This is a genomic window from Burkholderia sp. AW33-5 (genome assembly GCF_053427615.1).
On record NZ_JBSAXA010000013.1, the window covers coordinates 140,636 to 158,183 of the forward strand.

Below are 17,548 nucleotides of genomic sequence, written 5' to 3' on the forward strand. Positions count from 1 at the left end.
CGCACGGCAAAGGCCGCGCCGATGAATGCACCGCCGTTCGCCGACTGGGCGCTGCTGTTCCTGCAACTGCTGTATCGCGCGCAGATCGCGTTCGCCCGCGCGCTGCATGCGGCGGGCCTGACCGGGGACGCCGACGGACAGGCCGCGTGGCCCTGGGCACACCGGATCGCGCTCGAAACGCTGCGCATCGATGCCGGGCTCACGCGACAGCTTGCGTTCGCTTGCGCGGCAACCGCGTTCGCCGTGGCGCTGGGCTGCATCGCGCTCGTTTCGCGCAAGTGGCGGGCGGCATCGGCGATCGCCGCACTGGCCGTCGCGTGGTTCGCGCCGTGGCCGCCGGCATCGCTGTGGCTCGCACCCGCGGTGCCGACCAGTTTCCAGCGCAATCCCGCGCCGCTTTCCGTCGCGGACGTGATGCACGGTGCGCACCTGTATGCGCGGCATTGCGCGGCATGTCACGGCGCGGACGGTCGCGGCGAAGGGCCGCTCGCGGCAACGCTCACGCATTGGCCGCCGACTTTCGCGGGCGCGCTGCTCGCCCGCCGGCTCGACGGCGAACTGTACTGGCGCGTGCGACACGGTACGCACGACGCGCGCGGCGCGGCGTCGATGCCGGGCTTTGCCGCGACGCTCGGCCCGGCCGACACGTGGGCCGTGCTCGCTTACCTGAAGGCGCTGTCGGCCGGCAGCGGCGCACGGGCGGAAGGCGCGTGGCCCGTGCCCGTTCCGCTGCCCGCGCTCGACGTACGTTGCGGCAGCGCCGCGCCGCAACCGCTCGAGCGCTGGCGCGAGGGCCAGCGCGTGCGCATCGTTGCGCTCGCGCCGGGCAGCGCGCTGCCGACGGAGGATCCGCGCTGGCAGACGCTGCTCGTCACCGCCGACGACACGCCCGCGCCCACCGCAACCGGCCCGCGCGCGAACTGCGTCGCGTCGACGCCGGGTGCCTGGCAAGCGTTCGCGACGATCGCCGGCGTGCCGCCCGAGACGTTCGGCGGCACGCAACTGCTTGCCGACCGGCGCGGCTGGCTGCGGGCGCGCGCGTTGCCCGGCAGCGCGGGCTGGTCGGCCGACGATTTGTTGTGCCGCTCGGATGCGACCGCCCGGTCGTCCGCCGACCGCGCGAACGTCGATCCGCTGACCGCGCTGCTGCTGCGTGTGGACGCTGAGCCCGTGCGCGACGTGCAGGCCGGGCTCCCGCATTGAATCCCTGAACCGTTTCCTCCGATCGACCGAACTTCACGATGAATCCGACCCGACGCCACTTTCTCGCGCAAGCGAGCGCCCTCGCCGCCGCCACCCTCGCCGTCGCGCCGACCGCATTGCACGCGCAATCGGGCACGCGACCGCTGCTGCGTGCCGGCGACCAGAAAGGCGGGCTGCGCGCGCTGCTCGAAGCGGCCGGCGAACTGAACGGCCTCGCATACGACATCGCGTGGACCGAATTCCCGGCCGCCGCGCCGCTGGCCGAGGCGCTGAACGCGGCGGCCGTCGACTGCGGACCGATCGGCGACGCACCGGTGATCTTCGCGCTCGCATCGGGCGCGCGCATCAAGGTGATCGGCGCGAACCGCTCCGACCCGTACGGCACCGCCGTGCTCGTGCGACCCGACGCGACGCTGAAGGACGCGGCCGACCTGAAAGGCAAGCGCATCGGCACCACGCGCGGCTCGATCGGCCATTTCGTCACGCTGAAGGCGCTCGACGCCGCGGGCCTGCCGCCCGACGCCGTATCGTTCCGCTTCCTGCCGCCGGCCGACACGATGCTTGCGCTCGCAACCGGTTCGATCGACGCGTGGGCGACGTGGGAACCCTATACCGCGCTCGCCGAAACGAGCGGCCGCGCGCGCGTGCTCGTCAACGGCCGCGGCCTGTGGTCGGGCCTCAGCTACGTCGCGGCGACCGACGCGGCGATCGCATCGAAGCGCGACGTGCTGCGCGACTTCCTGCAACGCGTCGTGCGCGCGCAGGCCTGGTCGTACCGACACGTCGACGCGTATTCGGCGGCGCTCGCGCGCATCGTCGGCATCCCGCCGGCGGCCGCGAAGCTGCAGTTCGAGCGCCGCAACACGCGTTGGCAGCCGATCGACGCGACGGTGATCGCCGGGCAGCAACGCACGGCCGACTTCTACCTGAAGGCCGGGCTGCTGCGCCAGCCGCTCGACGTGCGCACGACCTTCGACCTCGGCTTTCCGCTGGCGTGACCCGACGCGCGGCTCGGCGCGACGGCCTGCAACCGCCCAAACGGCTTCCGCATGATCTGGCACAATCGCGATTCGACCATCCCGCCTTCAGCCAGCGTCATGCCAGCCATTTCCGAACTCTTCGTCTATCCGATCAAATCCTGCGCCGGCATCGCGCTGTCGCGTGCGCAGCTGCTCGAAACGGGCCTCGCGTACGACCGCCACTGGCTGATCACCACCCCGGACGGGATGATGATCACGCAGCGCACGCACCCGCGCCTCGCGCTGATCCGCACCGCGCTCGAGCACGATGCGCTCGTGCTGAACGCGCCGGGCATGCCCGAGATCCGCACGCCGCTCGACGGCGATGCAACGCCTGCCACGCCGAAGATGGCCGCGACCGTCTGGCGCGACACCGTCGACGCGATCGACACGGGCGCCGAGACGGCCGCGTGGCTCACCGAATTCCTCGGCGTGCCGTTGAAGCTTGCGCGCTTCGGCGCCGAGTCGCGCCGCGGCTGCAACCGCAAATGGACCGGCGACATCGACACGCACACGCAGTTCGCGGACGGCTATCCGCTGCTCGTGATCGGCCAGTCGTCGCTCGACGATCTGAACGCGAAGCTCGTCGCGAAAGGCGCGCCGGCGATTCCGATGAACCGCTTCCGCCCGAACATCGTCGTGTCGGATCTCGATGCGTACGAAGAAGATTTCGTCGAGCATCTCGACGCCGAAGGCGACACGCCCGTGCGCCTGCGCCTCGTGAAGCTGTGCACGCGCTGCCCGATGCCGACGATCGACCAGGTGACCGGCGCGCCGAACCCGGAATGGCCGCACGAGCCGACCGACACGATGCAGACCTATCGCGCGCATCCGAACTACGACGACGCGCTGACGTTCGGCATCAACGCGATCGTCGTCGAAGGCGCGGGCGCGTGGCTCGAGGTCGGGCAGTCGCTCGAAGCGGAGATCGGGTTCGGCGACTGAGCGGATCGGTCGAAACGGCGCGACGGCGTATCGCTTTCGCCGTCGCCATTTACTGCGGTTGCGTCGAGCGCGGCCCGCCTTCTACTGCGCCGCCGGAACCGTCGGCAGCATCACCGTCACGACCAACCCGCCGCCCGCCGCATCGGTCAGCGTCACGCTGCCTTGATGCACGCGCGCGATCTCCCGCACGATCGACAGCCCGAGCCCCGTGCCTTCGACCGTCTGCGTCTTGCTGCCGCGATGGAAGCGCTCGAACACCGCGTCGCGCTCGGCTGCCGGAATGCCCGGCCCGTTGTCGATCACGTCGAGCCGCGCATGTTCGCCGTCGCGCGACACGCGCACCGTGATCACCGCACGGTCTCCCGAATAACGGATCGCGTTGTCGATCAGGTTGCCGATCATTTCACCGAGCAGGTCCGGCTGACCGTGCACGTCGACGTCGGCCTCGTGCTCGAAGCCGAGATCGATGTCGCGCGCCCGCGCCACCGGCGACCAGTCGAGCGTCACGCTGCGCGCCAGCCGATGCAACGCGACCGGCTGGTGCGCGACCGCATGGCCGCTGTCCGAATCGAGCCGCGACAGCGACAGCAGTTGCTGGACGATCTTCGCGGCCTGCCGTACCGCACCGTTCACGCGCCGCAAATGCACGTTCACGCGCGGTTGCTCGTCCGGCCGCAAGGCCAGTTCGACGCCGGCCTGCACGGCGGCGAGCGGCGTCTTCAGCTGATGCGCCGCGTCCGCGAAGAAGCGCCGCCGCGCGACCTGCATCCGCTGCGTGCGGCCGATGTACTGGTTGATCGACTCGACCAGCGGCGCGAGCTCGCTCGGCATGCCGCCGGTGTCGAGCGGCGTCGGATCGCCGTCGGTACGCGCGGCGACCTTCGCGGACAGCCGGTTCAGCGGCCGCAGCCCGCGCCCGACGCCGAGCCACACGATCCCGAGCGCGAGCACGACGAGCAAGCCTTCCTGCAGCAGCGAGCCCATCAGGATTTCGCGCGCGAGCGCCTGGCGCCCCTCGATCGTTTCGCCGACCATCACCCATACGATGCGCGTCTGCGCGGTCGGCACGTCGTGCACCGGCACGCGCAACGCGGCCATGCGCAACTGCTCGCCGCGATAGACGACGTTGTAGTAGCGCGTGACGAACAGCGCGCCGTCGCCCGACGGCAGCGGCAGGTCCGGATAGCCGGTGATCGTGTGGCCGTTGTCCTCGCGGATCAGGTAGTAGATCTTGCCGCCGTCGCCCGACTCGAACATCTCGAGCGCGAGATACGGCAGGTCGACCTCGATCTCACCGTCGTTGAGCCGCACGCCTTCGCGGATCGACTTCAGCGACGACGACAGCGTGCGGTCGAACGCAACGTGCGCGGCGCTCATCGCGCGCTGGTACGTGAGCCACGAGTCGAGCGCGAGCAGCCCGAGCAGCGGCAGCAGCAGCCACAGCGCGACTTGCGTGCGGAGGTTCGGACGGCGAATCATCATGTCCGCCACCGGGCCGGCCCAAGCGCGGCATGCGCCCCCTTGGCGGGCAGCGGACGTGTCGATCCGGAATGGCGCTTCAGCGCATACGCCGGTCCCGTGCAAGGCTGGCGAGCGTGGGGTTGGTTCATCCGGCGGCCTTCGCTTCGAGCAGATAGCCGAGCCCCCGCAGCGTGACGATCGCGACGCCGGTGTTTTCCAGCTTCTTGCGCAGCCGGTACACGTAGATCTCGATCGCGTCCGCGTTGACCGACTCGTCGAGCCCGAAGATCTTCTCCGACAGCGTCTCCTTGTTGATCGCGCGCCCGTTGCGCAGGATCAGCACCTCCAGCACCGAGCGCTCGCGCGGCGTAAGCGGCAACGCTTCGCCGGCGAGGTGGAAGCTGCGATCGATACTGTCATACGAAAGCGGCCCGCATTCGACCCGCGAATGCTCGTGACCGAGGCTGCGCCGGATCAGCGCGCGGGCGCGCGCCTCCAGCTCGGTCAGTTCGAACGGTTTCGCCAGATAGTCGTCGGCGCCGAGATCGAGCCCCTTCACGCGGTCCTCGACCGAGCCGTGCGCGGTCAGGATCAGCACCGGCACCGGATTGCGGCGCGCGCGCAACCGTCGCAGCACCTCGAGCCCGTCGAGCTTCGGCAGCCCGAGATCGAGGATCACCAGCGCGTAGTCCTGGGTGCGCAGCACGTGATCCGCCGCCTCCCCGTCCGCCATGTGATCGACCGCGAAACGCGCGGCGCTCAGCGCGTCGTTCAGCGACTGCGCCAGGTTCGGGTTGTCTTCGACGAGCAGCACACGCATGGGGACCTCGGGAAATCCATGACACAAAGGACGCTATTGTGAACCGAAATGAAAGCAGGCTGAAAGTGCCTCGCAATTAACATCCGCGTCACTCGAACAACACACACGCATCACTGGAGGAAGACATGCCGTTTGCACCGAAGCAGCTCGCCGCCGCGCTGGCGATCGTCCTGGGCACCGCCGCCGGCGCCGCCGTCGCGCAGGTTCCGGCCGGATATCCGGGTAACTACCAAGGCGTCGTCGACGCCGCGAAGAAGGAAGGCAAGCTGATCGTCTACTCGACGACCGACACGGGCCTCGTGCGCCCGCTGATCAAGGACTTCGAAAGCCTGTACGGCGTGAAGGTCGAGTACAACGACATGAACAGCACCGAGCTGTACAACCGCTACATCAGCGAGAACGCGGCGAGCAGCACGAGCGCCGACGTGCTGTGGAGCTCGGCGATGGACCTGCAGGTCAAGCTCGTCAACGACGGCCTGATGGCGTCGTACGATTCGCCCGAAAGCGCGAACGTACCGCAATGGGCGCAATACCAGAAGCAGGCGTACGGCACGACGTTCGAGCCGCTCGCGATCGTCTACAACAAGCGCCTGATCCCCGAGAACGAGGTGCCTAAGACGCGCGCCGACCTGATCAAGCTGCTCACGTCGCAACCCGACAAATTCAAAGGCAAGCTGACGACGTACGACGTCGAGAAATCCGGCGTCGGCTTCAACGCGCTGACGCAGGACGCGCACCTGAACGAGAAGGTCACGTGGGAGCTCGTGAAGGCGATCGGCGCGACCGGTCCGAAGCTGCAGTCGAGCACCGGCGCGATGATGGAGCGCATCTCGTCGGGCGAGAACCTGATCGGCTACAACATCATCGGCTCGTATGCGTACGCGAAGGCGAAGAAGGACAAGTCGATCGGCTACGTATTCCCGAAGGACTACACACAAGTCGTGAGCCGCCTAGCCACGATCTCGAAGAAGGCGAAGAACCCGAACGCCGCGAAGCTGTGGGTCGACTACCTGCTGTCGAAGCGCGGCCAGACGCTGATCGCGAACCAGGCGAACCTGTACGCGATTCGCACGGACGTGACCGGCGAAACGTCGGTCGCGAGCCTCACGAAGGAACTCGGCGATTCGCTGAAGCCGATCCCGATCGGCACCGGCCTGCTCGTCTATCTGGACCAGTCGAAGCGGCTCGCATTCCTCAAGCAATGGCAGCAGGCGATCAAGAGCTGATCCGCTGATCGGCTTCGGCCGACCGACGGCCGCCCGCCGCACGCCGCGCGGGCGGCCCCCTTCCCCTTACCGACTTCCTAGAGGCGGCCATCCGGATGGCTGCAGGGGCGAACTCATGCTTTCAACCAGCACACGCGGAGCGGCGCCGGCCGTTCCGCCCACCACCGGCCCGGGCGGCGCGATTCCCGCGCTGCAGGCCAGCAACCTGCAGCCGCTCGCCGGCATGCTGCGCTGGATCGTCGTCGCGGTGCTCACCGTCGCGGTCGCACTGCCGCTCGGCTTCATCCTGTTCCAGAGCCTGCTGTCCGCGCCGTTCTTCGATGCGAACAAGACGCTCGGCATCGAAGGCTTCCGCTTCATCTTCACCGACCCGGACTTCTGGTCGGCCGTGAAGAACTCGTTCATCATCGCCGGCGGGATGCTGTTCATCTCGATCCCGCTCGGCGGCATTCTCGCGTTCCTGATGGTGCGCACCGACCTGCCCGGCCGCCGCTGGCTCGAACCGCTGCTGCTCACGCCCGTGTTCGTGTCGCCGATGGTGCTCGCGTTCGGCTACGTGGTCGCGGCCGGCCCGGTCGGCTTCTACTCGGTGTGGTTCAAGGAACTGTTCGGGGTGCAGAACGTGCCCTGGAACGTCTACTCGATCTTCGCGATCACGGTGATCGTCGGCCTCACGCACGTGCCGCACGTGTACCTGTACTCGTCGGCCGCGCTGCGCAACCTCGGTTCGGACGTCGAGGAAGCCGCGCGCGTGACGGGCGCCCGCCCGTTCCGCGTCGCGCTCGACGTGAGCCTGCCGATGACCATGCCCGCACTGCTGTTCGCCGGCGTGCTCGTGTTCTTCCTCGGCTTCGAGGTGTTCGGGCTGCCGCTCGTGCTCGGCGATCCGGAAGGCCACCTCGTGCTCGCGACCTACCTGTACAAGCTGACCAACAAGCTCGGCGTGCCGTCGTATCACCTGATGGCCGCGGTCGCCGTGTGCATCGTCGCGATCACGTTCCCGCTCGTGCTGCTGCAGCGCCGTTTGCTGAAGACCGCGAACCGCTTCGTCACCGTGAAGGGCAAGGCCGGTCGCGCGACGGTGCTGCCGCTCGGCGTATGGCGCTGGGTCGCGCTCGCGCTCGTCGCGCTGTGGCTGATGCTGACGGTGATCGTGCCGATTTCCGGCATCGTGCTGCGCGCATTCGTGACCAACTGGGGTGAAGGCGTCGCGCTCGCCGAAGTGCTGACGCTGTCGAACTTCATCGAGCTGTTCGAGCAGGACAACCTCGTGCGCGCGATCGTCAACACGCTCGGCATCGGCGTGATCGGCGGCGCGCTCGCGATCGGCTTCTACTCGCTCGTCGCGTTCGCCGGCCACCGCCGGCACGACTGGGCGACGAAACTGCTCGACTACCTCGTGCTGCTGCCGCGCGCGGTGCCCGGCCTGCTCGCCGGTCTCGCGTTCCTGTGGATCTTCCTGTTCGTCCCGGGCCTGCGCGAGCTGAAGAACTCGATGTGGAGCATCTGGATCGCGTACACGGTCGTGTGGCTCGCATACGGGATGCGGCTCATTCAAAGCGCGCTGCTGCAGGTCGGCCCCGAACTCGAGGAAGCCGGCCGCAGCGTCGGCGCGACGCGCAGCCGCGTGTCGCTCGACGTGACGCTGCCGCTCGTGCGTTTCGGCCTGCTCGCCGCGTGGCTCCTGATCTTCATGATCTTCGAGCGCGAATACTCGACCGCCGTCTACCTGCTGTCGCCCGGCACCGAAGTGATCGGCGCGCTGCTCGTGTCGCTGTGGGCGACCGGCGCCGTCGACCAGGTGGCCGCGCTCTCTGTCATCAACATCGCGATGGTCGGCGCCGGTCTCGGCGTGGCCCTGCGCTTCGGAGTGAAACTTCATGGATAAGCTCATCGTCGACGACCTGCATCTCAGCTACGGCGCCAACCCGATCCTCAAGGGCGTGTCGTTCGAACTGAAGGCCGGCGAAGTCGTGTGCCTGCTCGGCGCATCGGGCAGCGGCAAGACCACGCTGCTGCGCGCGGTGGCCGGCCTCGAACAGCCGTCCGACGGGCGCATCCAGCTCGACGACCGCGTGTTCTTCGACGGCGCGCGGCATGTCGACCTGCCGGTCGAACAGCGTTCGCTCGGCCTCGTGTTCCAGTCGTACGCGCTGTGGCCGCACCGCACCGTGGCCGACAACGTCGGCTACGGGCTCAAGCTGCGCCGCGTCGCGCCGGCCGAACAGAAGCGCCGCGTGCAGACCGCGCTCGATCAGCTCGGCCTCGGCCATCTCGCCGAACGGTTTCCGCATCAGTTGTCGGGCGGCCAGCAGCAGCGTGTCGCAATCGCACGCGCGCTCGTCTACAACCCGCCCGTGATCCTGCTCGACGAGCCACTGTCGAACCTCGACGCGAAGCTGCGCGAGGAAGCGCGTGCGTGGCTGCGCGAGCTGATCGTGTCGCTTGGGCTGTCGGCGCTCTGCGTGACGCACGACCAGACCGAAGCGATGGCGATGTCCGACCGCATCCTGCTGCTGCGCAACGGCCGCATCGAACAGGAAGGCACGCCGGCCGAGCTGTATGGCGCGCCGCGCTCGCTGTACACGGCCGAGTTCATGGGCAGCAACAACCGCATCGACGCACGCGTCGCGGCCGTCAACGGCGAACGCGTGACGCTCGCCGGCGACGGCTGGGAACTGCAGGCGCTGGCCCGCGACACGTTCGCACCGGGCCAGGACGCACAGGCCGTGATCCGTCTCGAACGCGTGCAGGTCGCCGACGGCCCGGGGGCGAACCGGCTGCAGGCCGATCTCGTCACGTCGATGTATCTCGGCGATCGCTGGGAATACCTGTTCCATTGCGGCGAGATGCGCCTGCGCGCGTTCGGCCACGTGCCGCGCGCGGCCGGCAAGCACTGGATCGAATTCCCGACCAACGACTGCTGGGCGTTCGCGAAAGCGGGCTGACCCGGGCGCGGCGTGCTCTGCGCGCCGCGCACGTCGAGCAAGGCAATGACAGACCGTCCGGCGAACGCTTTCCGGCGTTGGCCTCGACCGCGTCACACCCGTTTCACCCAACCCACAATAAATCAGGAGACACCGTCAATGAAATTTCGCGCAGCAGTCCTCACCAGCTCGGCCGCCGCGGCCTGCATCGCCGCCCCCGTCGTGCACGCGCAGTCGTCGGTCACGATGTACGGGATCATGGATGCCGGCATCGAATACACGAACCATGCGGCGCCGGAGGGCGGCAGTTCCGTCAAGCTGAAATCCGGCAACAAGAATACGTCGCGCTGGGGCCTGCGCGGCGTCGAGGATCTCGGCGGCGGGCTGAAGGCCGTGTTCCGCCTCGAAAGCGGAATCGATCTCGCGAACGGTGCGTTCGACGACGGCCCCGACTCGATCTTCGCGCGTCGCGCGACGGTCGGCCTGAAAGGCAAATGGGGCGAGCTGACGCTCGGCCGCAACTACACCGTCACGTACGACTACATGCTGCCGTTCGATCCGATGGGTTACGCGCAGAACTACTCGTGGGCGACATCGTCGATGGCGACGGGCGGCCGCAAGGACGGCATGTTCACGCGCTCGTCGAACGCGGTGCGCTACGACGGTGAATTCAGCGGCGTGAAGTTCGGCGCGATGTACGGCTTCGGCAACGTGCCGGGCAGCGTGAAGACCAGCTCGAAATACGACTTCGCGCTCGGCTACGAGACCGGCCCGTTCGCGGCGGTGCTCACGTTCGATCGGCAGAACGGCGCGGCCGACAGCGTCACGCCGGCCGATACCGTCAACTACATCCAGGGCATTCACGCGGGCTTGAGCTACGACTTCGGCGACCTGAAGACGATGGCCGGCTATCGCAACTACAAGCGCACGTTTCGCACTGCGGCGGCGAACCAGTTGAGCGACACGTACTGGGTTGGCGGATCGTACCAGTTCACGCCGACGTTCTCGCTGATCGCGGCCGTCTATCACCAGAACGTCAAGGGCGGCAGCGATGCCGATCCGACGTTGGTGTCGGTGCGCGCGAATTACGCGCTGTCGAAGCGCACGGTGCTCTACGCGGCCGGTGCGTTCGCGATCGCGAAGCATGACCAGAAGGTCGGCGTATCGCGCGATTTCGCCGGGTATGGCACCACGCAGGTCGGCGTGACGGCGGGGATTCAGCAGCGGTTCTGATCCTGGCTTGACGACGCAGGCGGCGGCACTCGCCGCCTGCCCGCCTCCATGCGATGCGGTCACTGGCACTCGCTCGCCATCGTGCGCCGGGCCTAACGCGCAGCACGACGTCGCACACGCACGGATCACTGTCTGCTACGGCAACATAGCCTTGAATCGATCAAACCGAGTAGGCGGCAGCCTGATCTCTCCCTCACTATCAACGGCAGTATCAAATATCAGGGATTCCTTGGTCCATACCAAACGAACAGAATCCACGGACTCGTAAGTCCGCTCGGCAAGCAATCGCATGTCGGATGTCCGATAGAGGCGCAAAAGGATTCGATCCGCTCCGAGGTAGGCGTATTGCGCCGTATAACGCCCCCCATCGTTCCTGGAAAGCTCGGTATCAAACCGCATCGCCTGTGAGCGTACGCGCACATCTTTGTAGTAAGAACCGACGCAGAACAACAAAGTGACAATTGCCAGACCGGAACCCAGTGCCTTCATTCCCGACTTCATTCGTTCAACGCGCCCCTCCTTGTGCGAGAGGCTGTATAAAACGACTATCAGCAGACAGACAACGGTTCCGGCCAGAACGAGTGCTGCAAGTGCAACCATTCCTGCACCTTGCATACCTATCGCCAATCCATTCATTCGAAATATACCGTTATGGGTTTAGCTAACATGATCGGCCTATAGTCGGAAAATATGATGAAGTCGCCGCCTCGATGGTACCGTGCTTGCCACTCGCGGAACGAGCGATTGCGGACCGGATAGTAAATCTTCCCCGGTTCATAGAGGTTTGCGACCGTACTGCCTGCTACTACCGGAAAGTCAAACCACGGCTGATCCGCAAGATTCGCTGCCACGTAGCTTGGTACGATAACTACGCCGTTTTTGCTCCAGTGTCCAAGGTACTGGGACCGTGAGCTCGTATCCCCCTCAAAGGAATACCCGTCCCTGACGTAGACAACGATGTGCGTAACCGTCGCCTTCGTATTTCTGACGTCGAACGTAACGCCAGCTACCGCCGCATAGAGGTTGAATGCGCCCAACGCACCGGTCAGGTCATCAGGGACGCCGGCATCGGGCAGTCGCCGCACGGCCTGCAAGGCCTTCTGTTCAAAGGAACTTTCTACCGCCGCTCGCTGGAACTGGAATTCCTTGTGTAGCTTTCGGATATCGTAGCCGCTGACCATCCAGGGCGATACGTCTCCGCGCCTACGGTATCGGCCAAGAATATCTTGGAGGGTTTCATATGCACGTGAGCTATATATATCGGAATTTACGAGACTGTCGTATTGCTTCTTTGCGCGCCCATGCTTGAGGACCCAATCCATTTTTACGGTGGTTCGATCGACCATCGACTCAGGGTAGAGGTCGCCATTCTGGTTAATCTCGTTACTCTGGTCTCTGGATGTAATCGAGTAGTTGAGTTCCCCCGCAAACCACCGCTCCATCAATTTCGCAGAAACCGGCATATGCTCTTTGCGCATAGCATCAGGAATTTGCTGAATATCGAATGGCGGCACTTCTTTTTTCTTTTCCCCTGCCTTCGTTTTCTTGGGCGGATCGGGTGTATCCAACCACTTCTTGAAGCGTGAAAATGCGCCTGCAATTCTTTCGAGGTCGTCCACCAACTTATCGAGCGAATCGCGCTTGTCGGTCTGAACAACAGGTTTGGACTGCCTGGCTGGCGACTCCTTCACCGGGGGAGCCATTGCCATCGATAGGCCGACATCGCACACGGGGATGCATCCATCGCCCCCCTCACAACGCTTCCATTTCCAAACCAGCTTGTTGATCTTGAAGTACGGAATCCTATCGGTATCACGCGCCATACCTTTACTCGCGTTGTAGAATCCCAAACCTTACAATTCCACACCAAGCCGCACAATGTCGTGCGATGTACATTTATCAACAAATGATCAAAGCGATCGAGTCCAGAACGCAGATCTTTTCAGGTCTGCTTACATACATCGCACACCCATTCCTCCGTTTCGGGTGGCAAACGCATTTCCCGAAACGTCCCTTCGGCAATCTGGCGGCGCGGGGTAACGCACACACGCATTGTTGACAACTGTAAACGGCGAACTCGTCATTCGTAGCCCGTCCCGCGTTTCTGCGCCTGTCGGCCCAACTCATCTATCGCGGCTGTGCTCGCCTGATCGCACTAGCTCCTGCAGCGGATCAGGTCTGAAAATCGCACACGCGACGGCGCGATTTCATTCGAAACGACCGAAAGTCGCATGAAGCGAAATGGGACACATCCCTCCCCAAAGATCAGGTCCGCCTCGTTCAATACGTCCCATCCCCCTTCTTCGCCGCCTCCCCACCGTTCCCCTTGAACCGCGCCGCCAGTCGCTCCGCACTCCGCGCCAGCAGCGTCGTATCGACTCCCACCGCAACAAACAGCGCACCCGCTTTGAGATACCGCCGCGCCGCCGCCTCGTCCGCACTGAGAATGCCCGGCGCCTTCCCCGCCGCCTTGATCGCCCGGATCGCGCCATCGATCGCCGTCTGCACGTCCGGATGCCCGGGATTGCCGAGATGTCCGAGGTCGGCCGCCAGATCCGCCGGCCCGATGAACACGCCATCGACGCCGTCGACCCGCGCAATCGCGTCGATCGCATCGAGCCCGGCGCGCGTCTCGACCTGCACGAGCACGGCCATCTCGTCGTTCGCGCGATGCAGGTAGTCGCCAACACGATTCCAGCGCGACGCGCGCGCGAGCGCACTACCGACCCCGCGAATCCCGTGCGGCGGATAACGCGTCGCGGCCACCGCCGCGCGTGCTTCCTCGGCGCTCTGCACCATCGGCACGAGCAGCGTCTGCGCGCCGAGATCGAGCACTTGCTTGACGATCACTGGATCATTCCACGGCACGCGCACGACCGGATGCGACGGATACGGCGCGATCGCCTGCAACTGCGCGAGGATCGTCGGCACCGTATTCGGCGCATGTTCGCCGTCGATCAGCAGCCAGTCGAAACCGGCGCCCGCGACGACTTCGGCGCTGTACGGATTCGCGAGCCCGAGCCACAGTCCGACCTGCGCATCGCCGCGCGCGAGCGCGGCCTTGAAGACATTCGACGGAATCGGCATCGTTCGCTCACCTCACTCGAAATGACACTGGATCGTCCCGAGCGGACCGTAGTCGACGCTGAACGTATCGCCCGAACGCGCCGCGCACGGCCGCGTAAACGATCCGCCGAGCACGATCTGCCCCGGTTCCAGCGCGACGTCGAAGCGCGACAGCCGATTGGCGAGCCATGCGACGCCATTGGCCGGATGGTTCAACACGCCGGCCGCGACGCCCGTTTCCTCGACCACGCCGTTGCGCGACATGATCGCCGCGACCCAGCGCAAGTCGACGTCCTGCGGCCGCACCGGCCGCCCGCCGATCACGACGCCCGCGTTCGCCGCGTTGTCGGCGATCGTGTCGAACACCTTGCGCGGCCGCTTCGTATCGGGGTCGATCGACTGGCTGCGCGCGTCGATGATCTCGAGCGCGGGCACCACATAGTCGACCGCGTCATACACGTCGAAGATCGTGCAGCTCGGGCCCGTGAGCCGCTTGCCGAGCACGAACGCGAGTTCGACTTCCACGCGCGGCACGATGAAGCGGCCGGTCGGAATCGTGCCGCCGTCGTCGAAGAACATGTCGTCGAGCAGCGCACCGTAATCGGGTTCGTCGATTTGCGACGTGTTCTGCATCGCCTTCGACGTGAGGCCGATCTTGTGCCCTTTCAGCGTGCGGCCTTCCGCGAGCTTGAGGGCCACCCACGCGCGCTGGATCGCGTAGGCGTCGTCGATCGTGATGTCGGGATGGTCGAGCGAGATCTGGCGGATCTGCTTGCGCTCGCGCTCGGCGTCGTGCAGACGCCGCGCGAGCTGGTCGATGATGGCGGGTTCGAGCATGGTCGGATCGGGAATGGTGTTCAGCCGGCCCGCTTGTAGCGGGCGTGGATGTTGTTGTGCTTGTACGAACCGCTTTCGCTGAACTCGGTCAGCTCCATCGACAACGCGAGATAGCGTTTCGCGTACAGCTCGGCGAAATGCGCCTTGATCGCGTCGAACAACGCGTCGCACGCGGCCTTCTTCGTTTCGTCGCTGCGGCCCGAGCCGATCTTCAGCGTCACGTGGACGAACGCGTCGTCCCCGGTGCCGTCGGCGATGCAGTAGTCCTGCAGCTCGATCGCGCGCGAGCGGATGCCGCCCGTCGGAAACACGCCGCCCTGCGCGATCAGCGTCGCGTTGATCGTGCGCAGCAGCGCGGGAATGCGCGCGTCGTCGCGGATGTTCGCGGTGTACTCGACGACGATGTGTGGCATGGCAACGCTCCGGAAAGGTGATGCGGCGCTCAGGCGAGCGGGAAGATCGCGTTGATCTGCCCGGTGCCCGAGCTCGCGAAATAGTCGGTGACGATCTCGACGGGCTTGTCGTAGCGATCCCAGCCGAGCAGGCCGAGCAGCATCGCCGTGTCGTGCATGCCGCCTTCGCCGTGGCAATGCGTGTTGTACTCCGGCAGCATCGCGCAGAAGGTCTTGAAGTCGCCCTGCTTCCACAGCTCGACCACGCGCAGGTCGACCTGCCGGAAGAATTCACGGCTGATCTGGTGGATCGATTCCTCGGGGCTGCCGTTGTCGTTGAAGCGGTGCGACAGCGAACCGCTCGCGAGGAACGCGACGTTCGAATCGCTCTTTTCAATGGCCTCCAGCAGCGCCTCGCCGAACCGCCGGCTTTCGTCGAGCGTGTGCCACATCGACACGACCTTGAAGTGCTGGTCGCCGTTCATGTAGCGCATCGGCACGAGCGTGCCGTATTCGAGTTCGAGACTGCCGATCTCGTGCGCGCGCGTCGCGATGCCGCGCGCACTGGCCGTCTCGGCGATCAGGCGGCCGAGCGCCGGATTGCCCGGATACGCGTACGCCATGTCGCGGATGAAATGCGGCAGCTCGTTGCTGGTGTACGTGCCTGCGAACCGCGCATTGCAGTTCACGTGATAGCCGGCGTTGACGAGCCAGTGCACGTCCGACACGACGATCGTATCGACGCCGAGCGCGCGGCAGCGCTCGCCGATCAACTGATGGCCGCGGATCGCCGCTTCGCGGCAGCCATGATGCCTGCCGGGCAACTCCGACAGGTACATCGACGGCACGTGCGTGATCTTGGCGGCGAGGGACAGTTTGCCCATCGTTAAGTCTCCGTATCGTTCTGGCGTTCTGACGGCGTTCCTGCGGCGAAACGATCCGCGCCCGTTACACGCCCCAGCGGGGAATGTGATGCGAACCCATCGAGATGCACACGTTCTTGATCTCCGCGAACACCTCGAAGCTGTATTCGCCGCCCTCGCGCCCGGTGCCCGACTCCTTCACGCCGCCGAACGGCTGGCGCAGGTCGCGCACGTTCTGGCTGTTCACGAACACCATCCCGGCCTCGATGCCGCGCGCGAGGCGATGCACCTTGCCGACGTCCTGCGTCCAGATATACGACGCGAGCCCGTAGGACGTGTCGTTCGCGAGCCGCAGCCCTTCTTCCTCGTCCTCGAACGGGATCAGGCACGCGACCGGCCCGAAGATTTCCTCTTGTGCGATGCGCATCCGGTTGTCGACGTCCGCGAACACGGTCGGGCGCACGAAGTTGCCGTTGCGCAGTTGGTCGGCGAGACCGGCCGGCTTGTCCGCGCCGCCTGCCACCACGCGCGCGCCTTCCTGCTCGCCGATCCGGATATAGCCCGTCACCTTCTCCCAGTGCTGGCGCGTGATCATCGCGCCGAGCTGCGTCGCGGGATCGGTCGGATCGCCGACCACCAGGTTGTTCGCGCGGCGCGCGAATTCCTGCACGAAGCGATCGTAGATCGTGCGCTGCACGAAGATCCGCGAGCCCGCGGTACAACGCTCGCCGTTGATCGAGAAGATCGTGAACAGCGACGCGTCGAGCGCGCGGTCGAAATCGGCATCGTCGAAAATCAGCACCGGCGACTTGCCGCCAAGCTCCATCGAATACTTCTTCAGGCCCGCGCGTTCCATGATCCGCTTGCCCGTGACCGTGCCGCCCGTAAACGACACCGCGCGCACGTCCGGATGGCGCACCAGCGCGTCGCCGGCGGTCGCGCCGTAGCCCTGCACGACGTTCAGCACACCCGGCGGAATGCCGGCCTCGAGTGCGAGCCGGCCGAGCTGGTCGGCCGTCAGCGGCGACAGCTCCGACATCTTCAGCACGGCCGTGTTGCCGAGCGCGAGACACGGCGCCGTCTTCCACGTCGCGGTCATGAACGGCACGTTCCACGGCGACACCAGCGCGCACACGCCGACCGGCTGGTACAGCGTGTAGTTCAGCATCTGGTCGTCGACCGGATACGTGCGGCCGTTCATCTGGACGCACACTTCAGCGAAGAAGTTGAAGTTCTCGGACGCGCGCGGAATCAGCTGCTTGCTCGTCTGAGCGATCGGCAGGCCGGTGTCCTGCGTCTCGAGCGCGGCGAGCATCGACACGTTCTTCTCGATCAGTTCGCCGAGCTTGCGCATCAGCTTCGCGCGCTCCTTGGCCGGGGTGTTCGCCCATTTCGGGAATGCTTCCTTCGCCGCACGCACGGCCGCGTCGACTTCGGCCTCGCCGGCGGACGCGACGTCGGTGATCACGTCGCCCGTCGCGGGGTTCAGCGTCGTGAACGTCTCTCGGCTTTCGACTTCGCGGCCGTCGATCCAGTGCTTGATGGTCATGTGCTCT

16 protein-coding genes are annotated in these 17,548 nt (G+C 65.9%); 7 read left to right on the forward strand and 9 right to left on the reverse strand.

Annotation, left to right across the window (positions count from 1 at the left end):
* Positions 1-21: 21 nt before the first annotated feature.
* The 3 genes from ACV22V_RS21025 to ACV22V_RS21035 all read left to right on the forward strand — a co-directional run bounded on the left by ACV22V_RS21025 (position 22) and on the right by ACV22V_RS21035 (position 3,167).
* On the forward strand, positions 22-1,203 hold the full coding sequence (locus ACV22V_RS21025; protein WP_448015436.1) for a c-type cytochrome: 1,182 nt from the start codon (positions 22-24) through the stop codon (positions 1,201-1,203).
* Positions 1,204-1,241: 38 nt separating this feature from the next.
* On the forward strand, positions 1,242-2,201 hold the full coding sequence (locus ACV22V_RS21030) for an ABC transporter substrate-binding protein (protein WP_059525225.1): 960 nt from the start codon (positions 1,242-1,244) through the stop codon (positions 2,199-2,201).
* Positions 2,202-2,300: 99 nt separating this feature from the next.
* On the forward strand, positions 2,301-3,167 hold the full coding sequence (locus ACV22V_RS21035) for an MOSC domain-containing protein (protein ID WP_059525223.1): 867 nt from the start codon (positions 2,301-2,303) through the stop codon (positions 3,165-3,167).
* A gap of 81 nt (positions 3,168-3,248) precedes the next feature.
* Here ACV22V_RS21035 and ACV22V_RS21040 read toward each other — a convergent pair whose 3' ends face one another.
* A complete protein-coding gene (locus ACV22V_RS21040) occupies positions 3,249-4,646 on the reverse strand; it encodes a sensor histidine kinase (RefSeq protein WP_059690214.1) in 1,398 nt (465 codons plus the stop codon).
* Between the two features lie 127 nt (positions 4,647-4,773).
* Positions 4,774-5,448, reverse strand: coding sequence for a response regulator (locus ACV22V_RS21045; protein ID WP_059450182.1), 675 nt, complete (start codon positions 5,446-5,448; stop codon positions 4,774-4,776).
* Positions 5,449-5,573: 125 nt separating this feature from the next.
* Between ACV22V_RS21045 and ACV22V_RS21050 the strand changes: the two genes are divergently transcribed.
* The 4 genes from ACV22V_RS21050 to ACV22V_RS21065 all read left to right on the forward strand — a co-directional run bounded on the left by ACV22V_RS21050 (position 5,574) and on the right by ACV22V_RS21065 (position 10,834).
* Positions 5,574-6,674: an ABC transporter substrate-binding protein gene (locus tag ACV22V_RS21050; RefSeq protein ID WP_059689973.1), complete on the forward strand. Its 1,101-nt coding sequence runs from the start codon at positions 5,574-5,576 to the stop codon at positions 6,672-6,674.
* A gap of 115 nt (positions 6,675-6,789) precedes the next feature.
* Positions 6,790-8,562, forward strand: coding sequence for an ABC transporter permease (locus tag ACV22V_RS21055; RefSeq protein WP_059689972.1), 1,773 nt, complete (start codon positions 6,790-6,792; stop codon positions 8,560-8,562).
* Entirely contained in the window at positions 8,555-9,622 is a 1,068-nt protein-coding gene (locus ACV22V_RS21060) for an ABC transporter ATP-binding protein (protein ID WP_448015440.1), read from the forward strand. The genes ACV22V_RS21055 and ACV22V_RS21060 overlap by 8 nt, the downstream gene beginning before the upstream one ends.
* 138 nt (positions 9,623-9,760) lie before the next feature.
* Entirely contained in the window at positions 9,761-10,834 is a 1,074-nt protein-coding gene (locus ACV22V_RS21065) for a porin (protein WP_059818986.1), read from the forward strand.
* A 135-nt stretch (positions 10,835-10,969) separates the two neighbouring features.
* Here ACV22V_RS21065 and ACV22V_RS21070 read toward each other — a convergent pair whose 3' ends face one another.
* From ACV22V_RS21070 to hpaE, 7 genes are all read right to left on the reverse strand, one after another.
* Positions 10,970-11,449, reverse strand: a complete 480-nt coding sequence (locus tag ACV22V_RS21070; protein WP_448015442.1) for a hypothetical protein — start codon at positions 11,447-11,449, stop codon at positions 10,970-10,972.
* Positions 11,450-11,466: 17 nt separating this feature from the next.
* Positions 11,467-12,684 (reverse strand): DUF6402 family protein, encoded by a 1,218-nt coding sequence (locus tag ACV22V_RS21075; RefSeq protein ID WP_448015443.1) that lies wholly within the window; start codon positions 12,682-12,684, stop codon positions 11,467-11,469.
* Between the two features lie 430 nt (positions 12,685-13,114).
* Complete coding sequence (gene hpaI, locus ACV22V_RS21080; protein ID WP_448015444.1) at positions 13,115-13,921, reverse strand: 4-hydroxy-2-oxoheptanedioate aldolase; 807 nt, start codon at positions 13,919-13,921, stop codon at positions 13,115-13,117.
* A 12-nt stretch (positions 13,922-13,933) separates the two neighbouring features.
* Complete coding sequence (gene hpaH / locus ACV22V_RS21085) at positions 13,934-14,737, reverse strand: 2-oxo-hept-4-ene-1,7-dioate hydratase (protein ID WP_448015445.1); 804 nt, start codon at positions 14,735-14,737, stop codon at positions 13,934-13,936.
* 20 nt (positions 14,738-14,757) lie between these two features.
* Positions 14,758-15,150 (reverse strand): 5-carboxymethyl-2-hydroxymuconate Delta-isomerase, encoded by a 393-nt coding sequence (locus ACV22V_RS21090; RefSeq protein ID WP_059525202.1) that lies wholly within the window; start codon positions 15,148-15,150, stop codon positions 14,758-14,760.
* A gap of 29 nt (positions 15,151-15,179) precedes the next feature.
* Positions 15,180-16,013 (reverse strand): 3,4-dihydroxyphenylacetate 2,3-dioxygenase, encoded by an 834-nt coding sequence (gene hpaD / locus ACV22V_RS21095; protein ID WP_448015447.1) that lies wholly within the window; start codon positions 16,011-16,013, stop codon positions 15,180-15,182.
* Positions 16,014-16,077: 64 nt separating this feature from the next.
* Entirely contained in the window at positions 16,078-17,541 is a 1,464-nt protein-coding gene (hpaE, locus tag ACV22V_RS21100) for a 5-carboxymethyl-2-hydroxymuconate semialdehyde dehydrogenase (protein WP_448015448.1), read from the reverse strand.
* Positions 17,542-17,548: the final 7 nt, after the last annotated feature.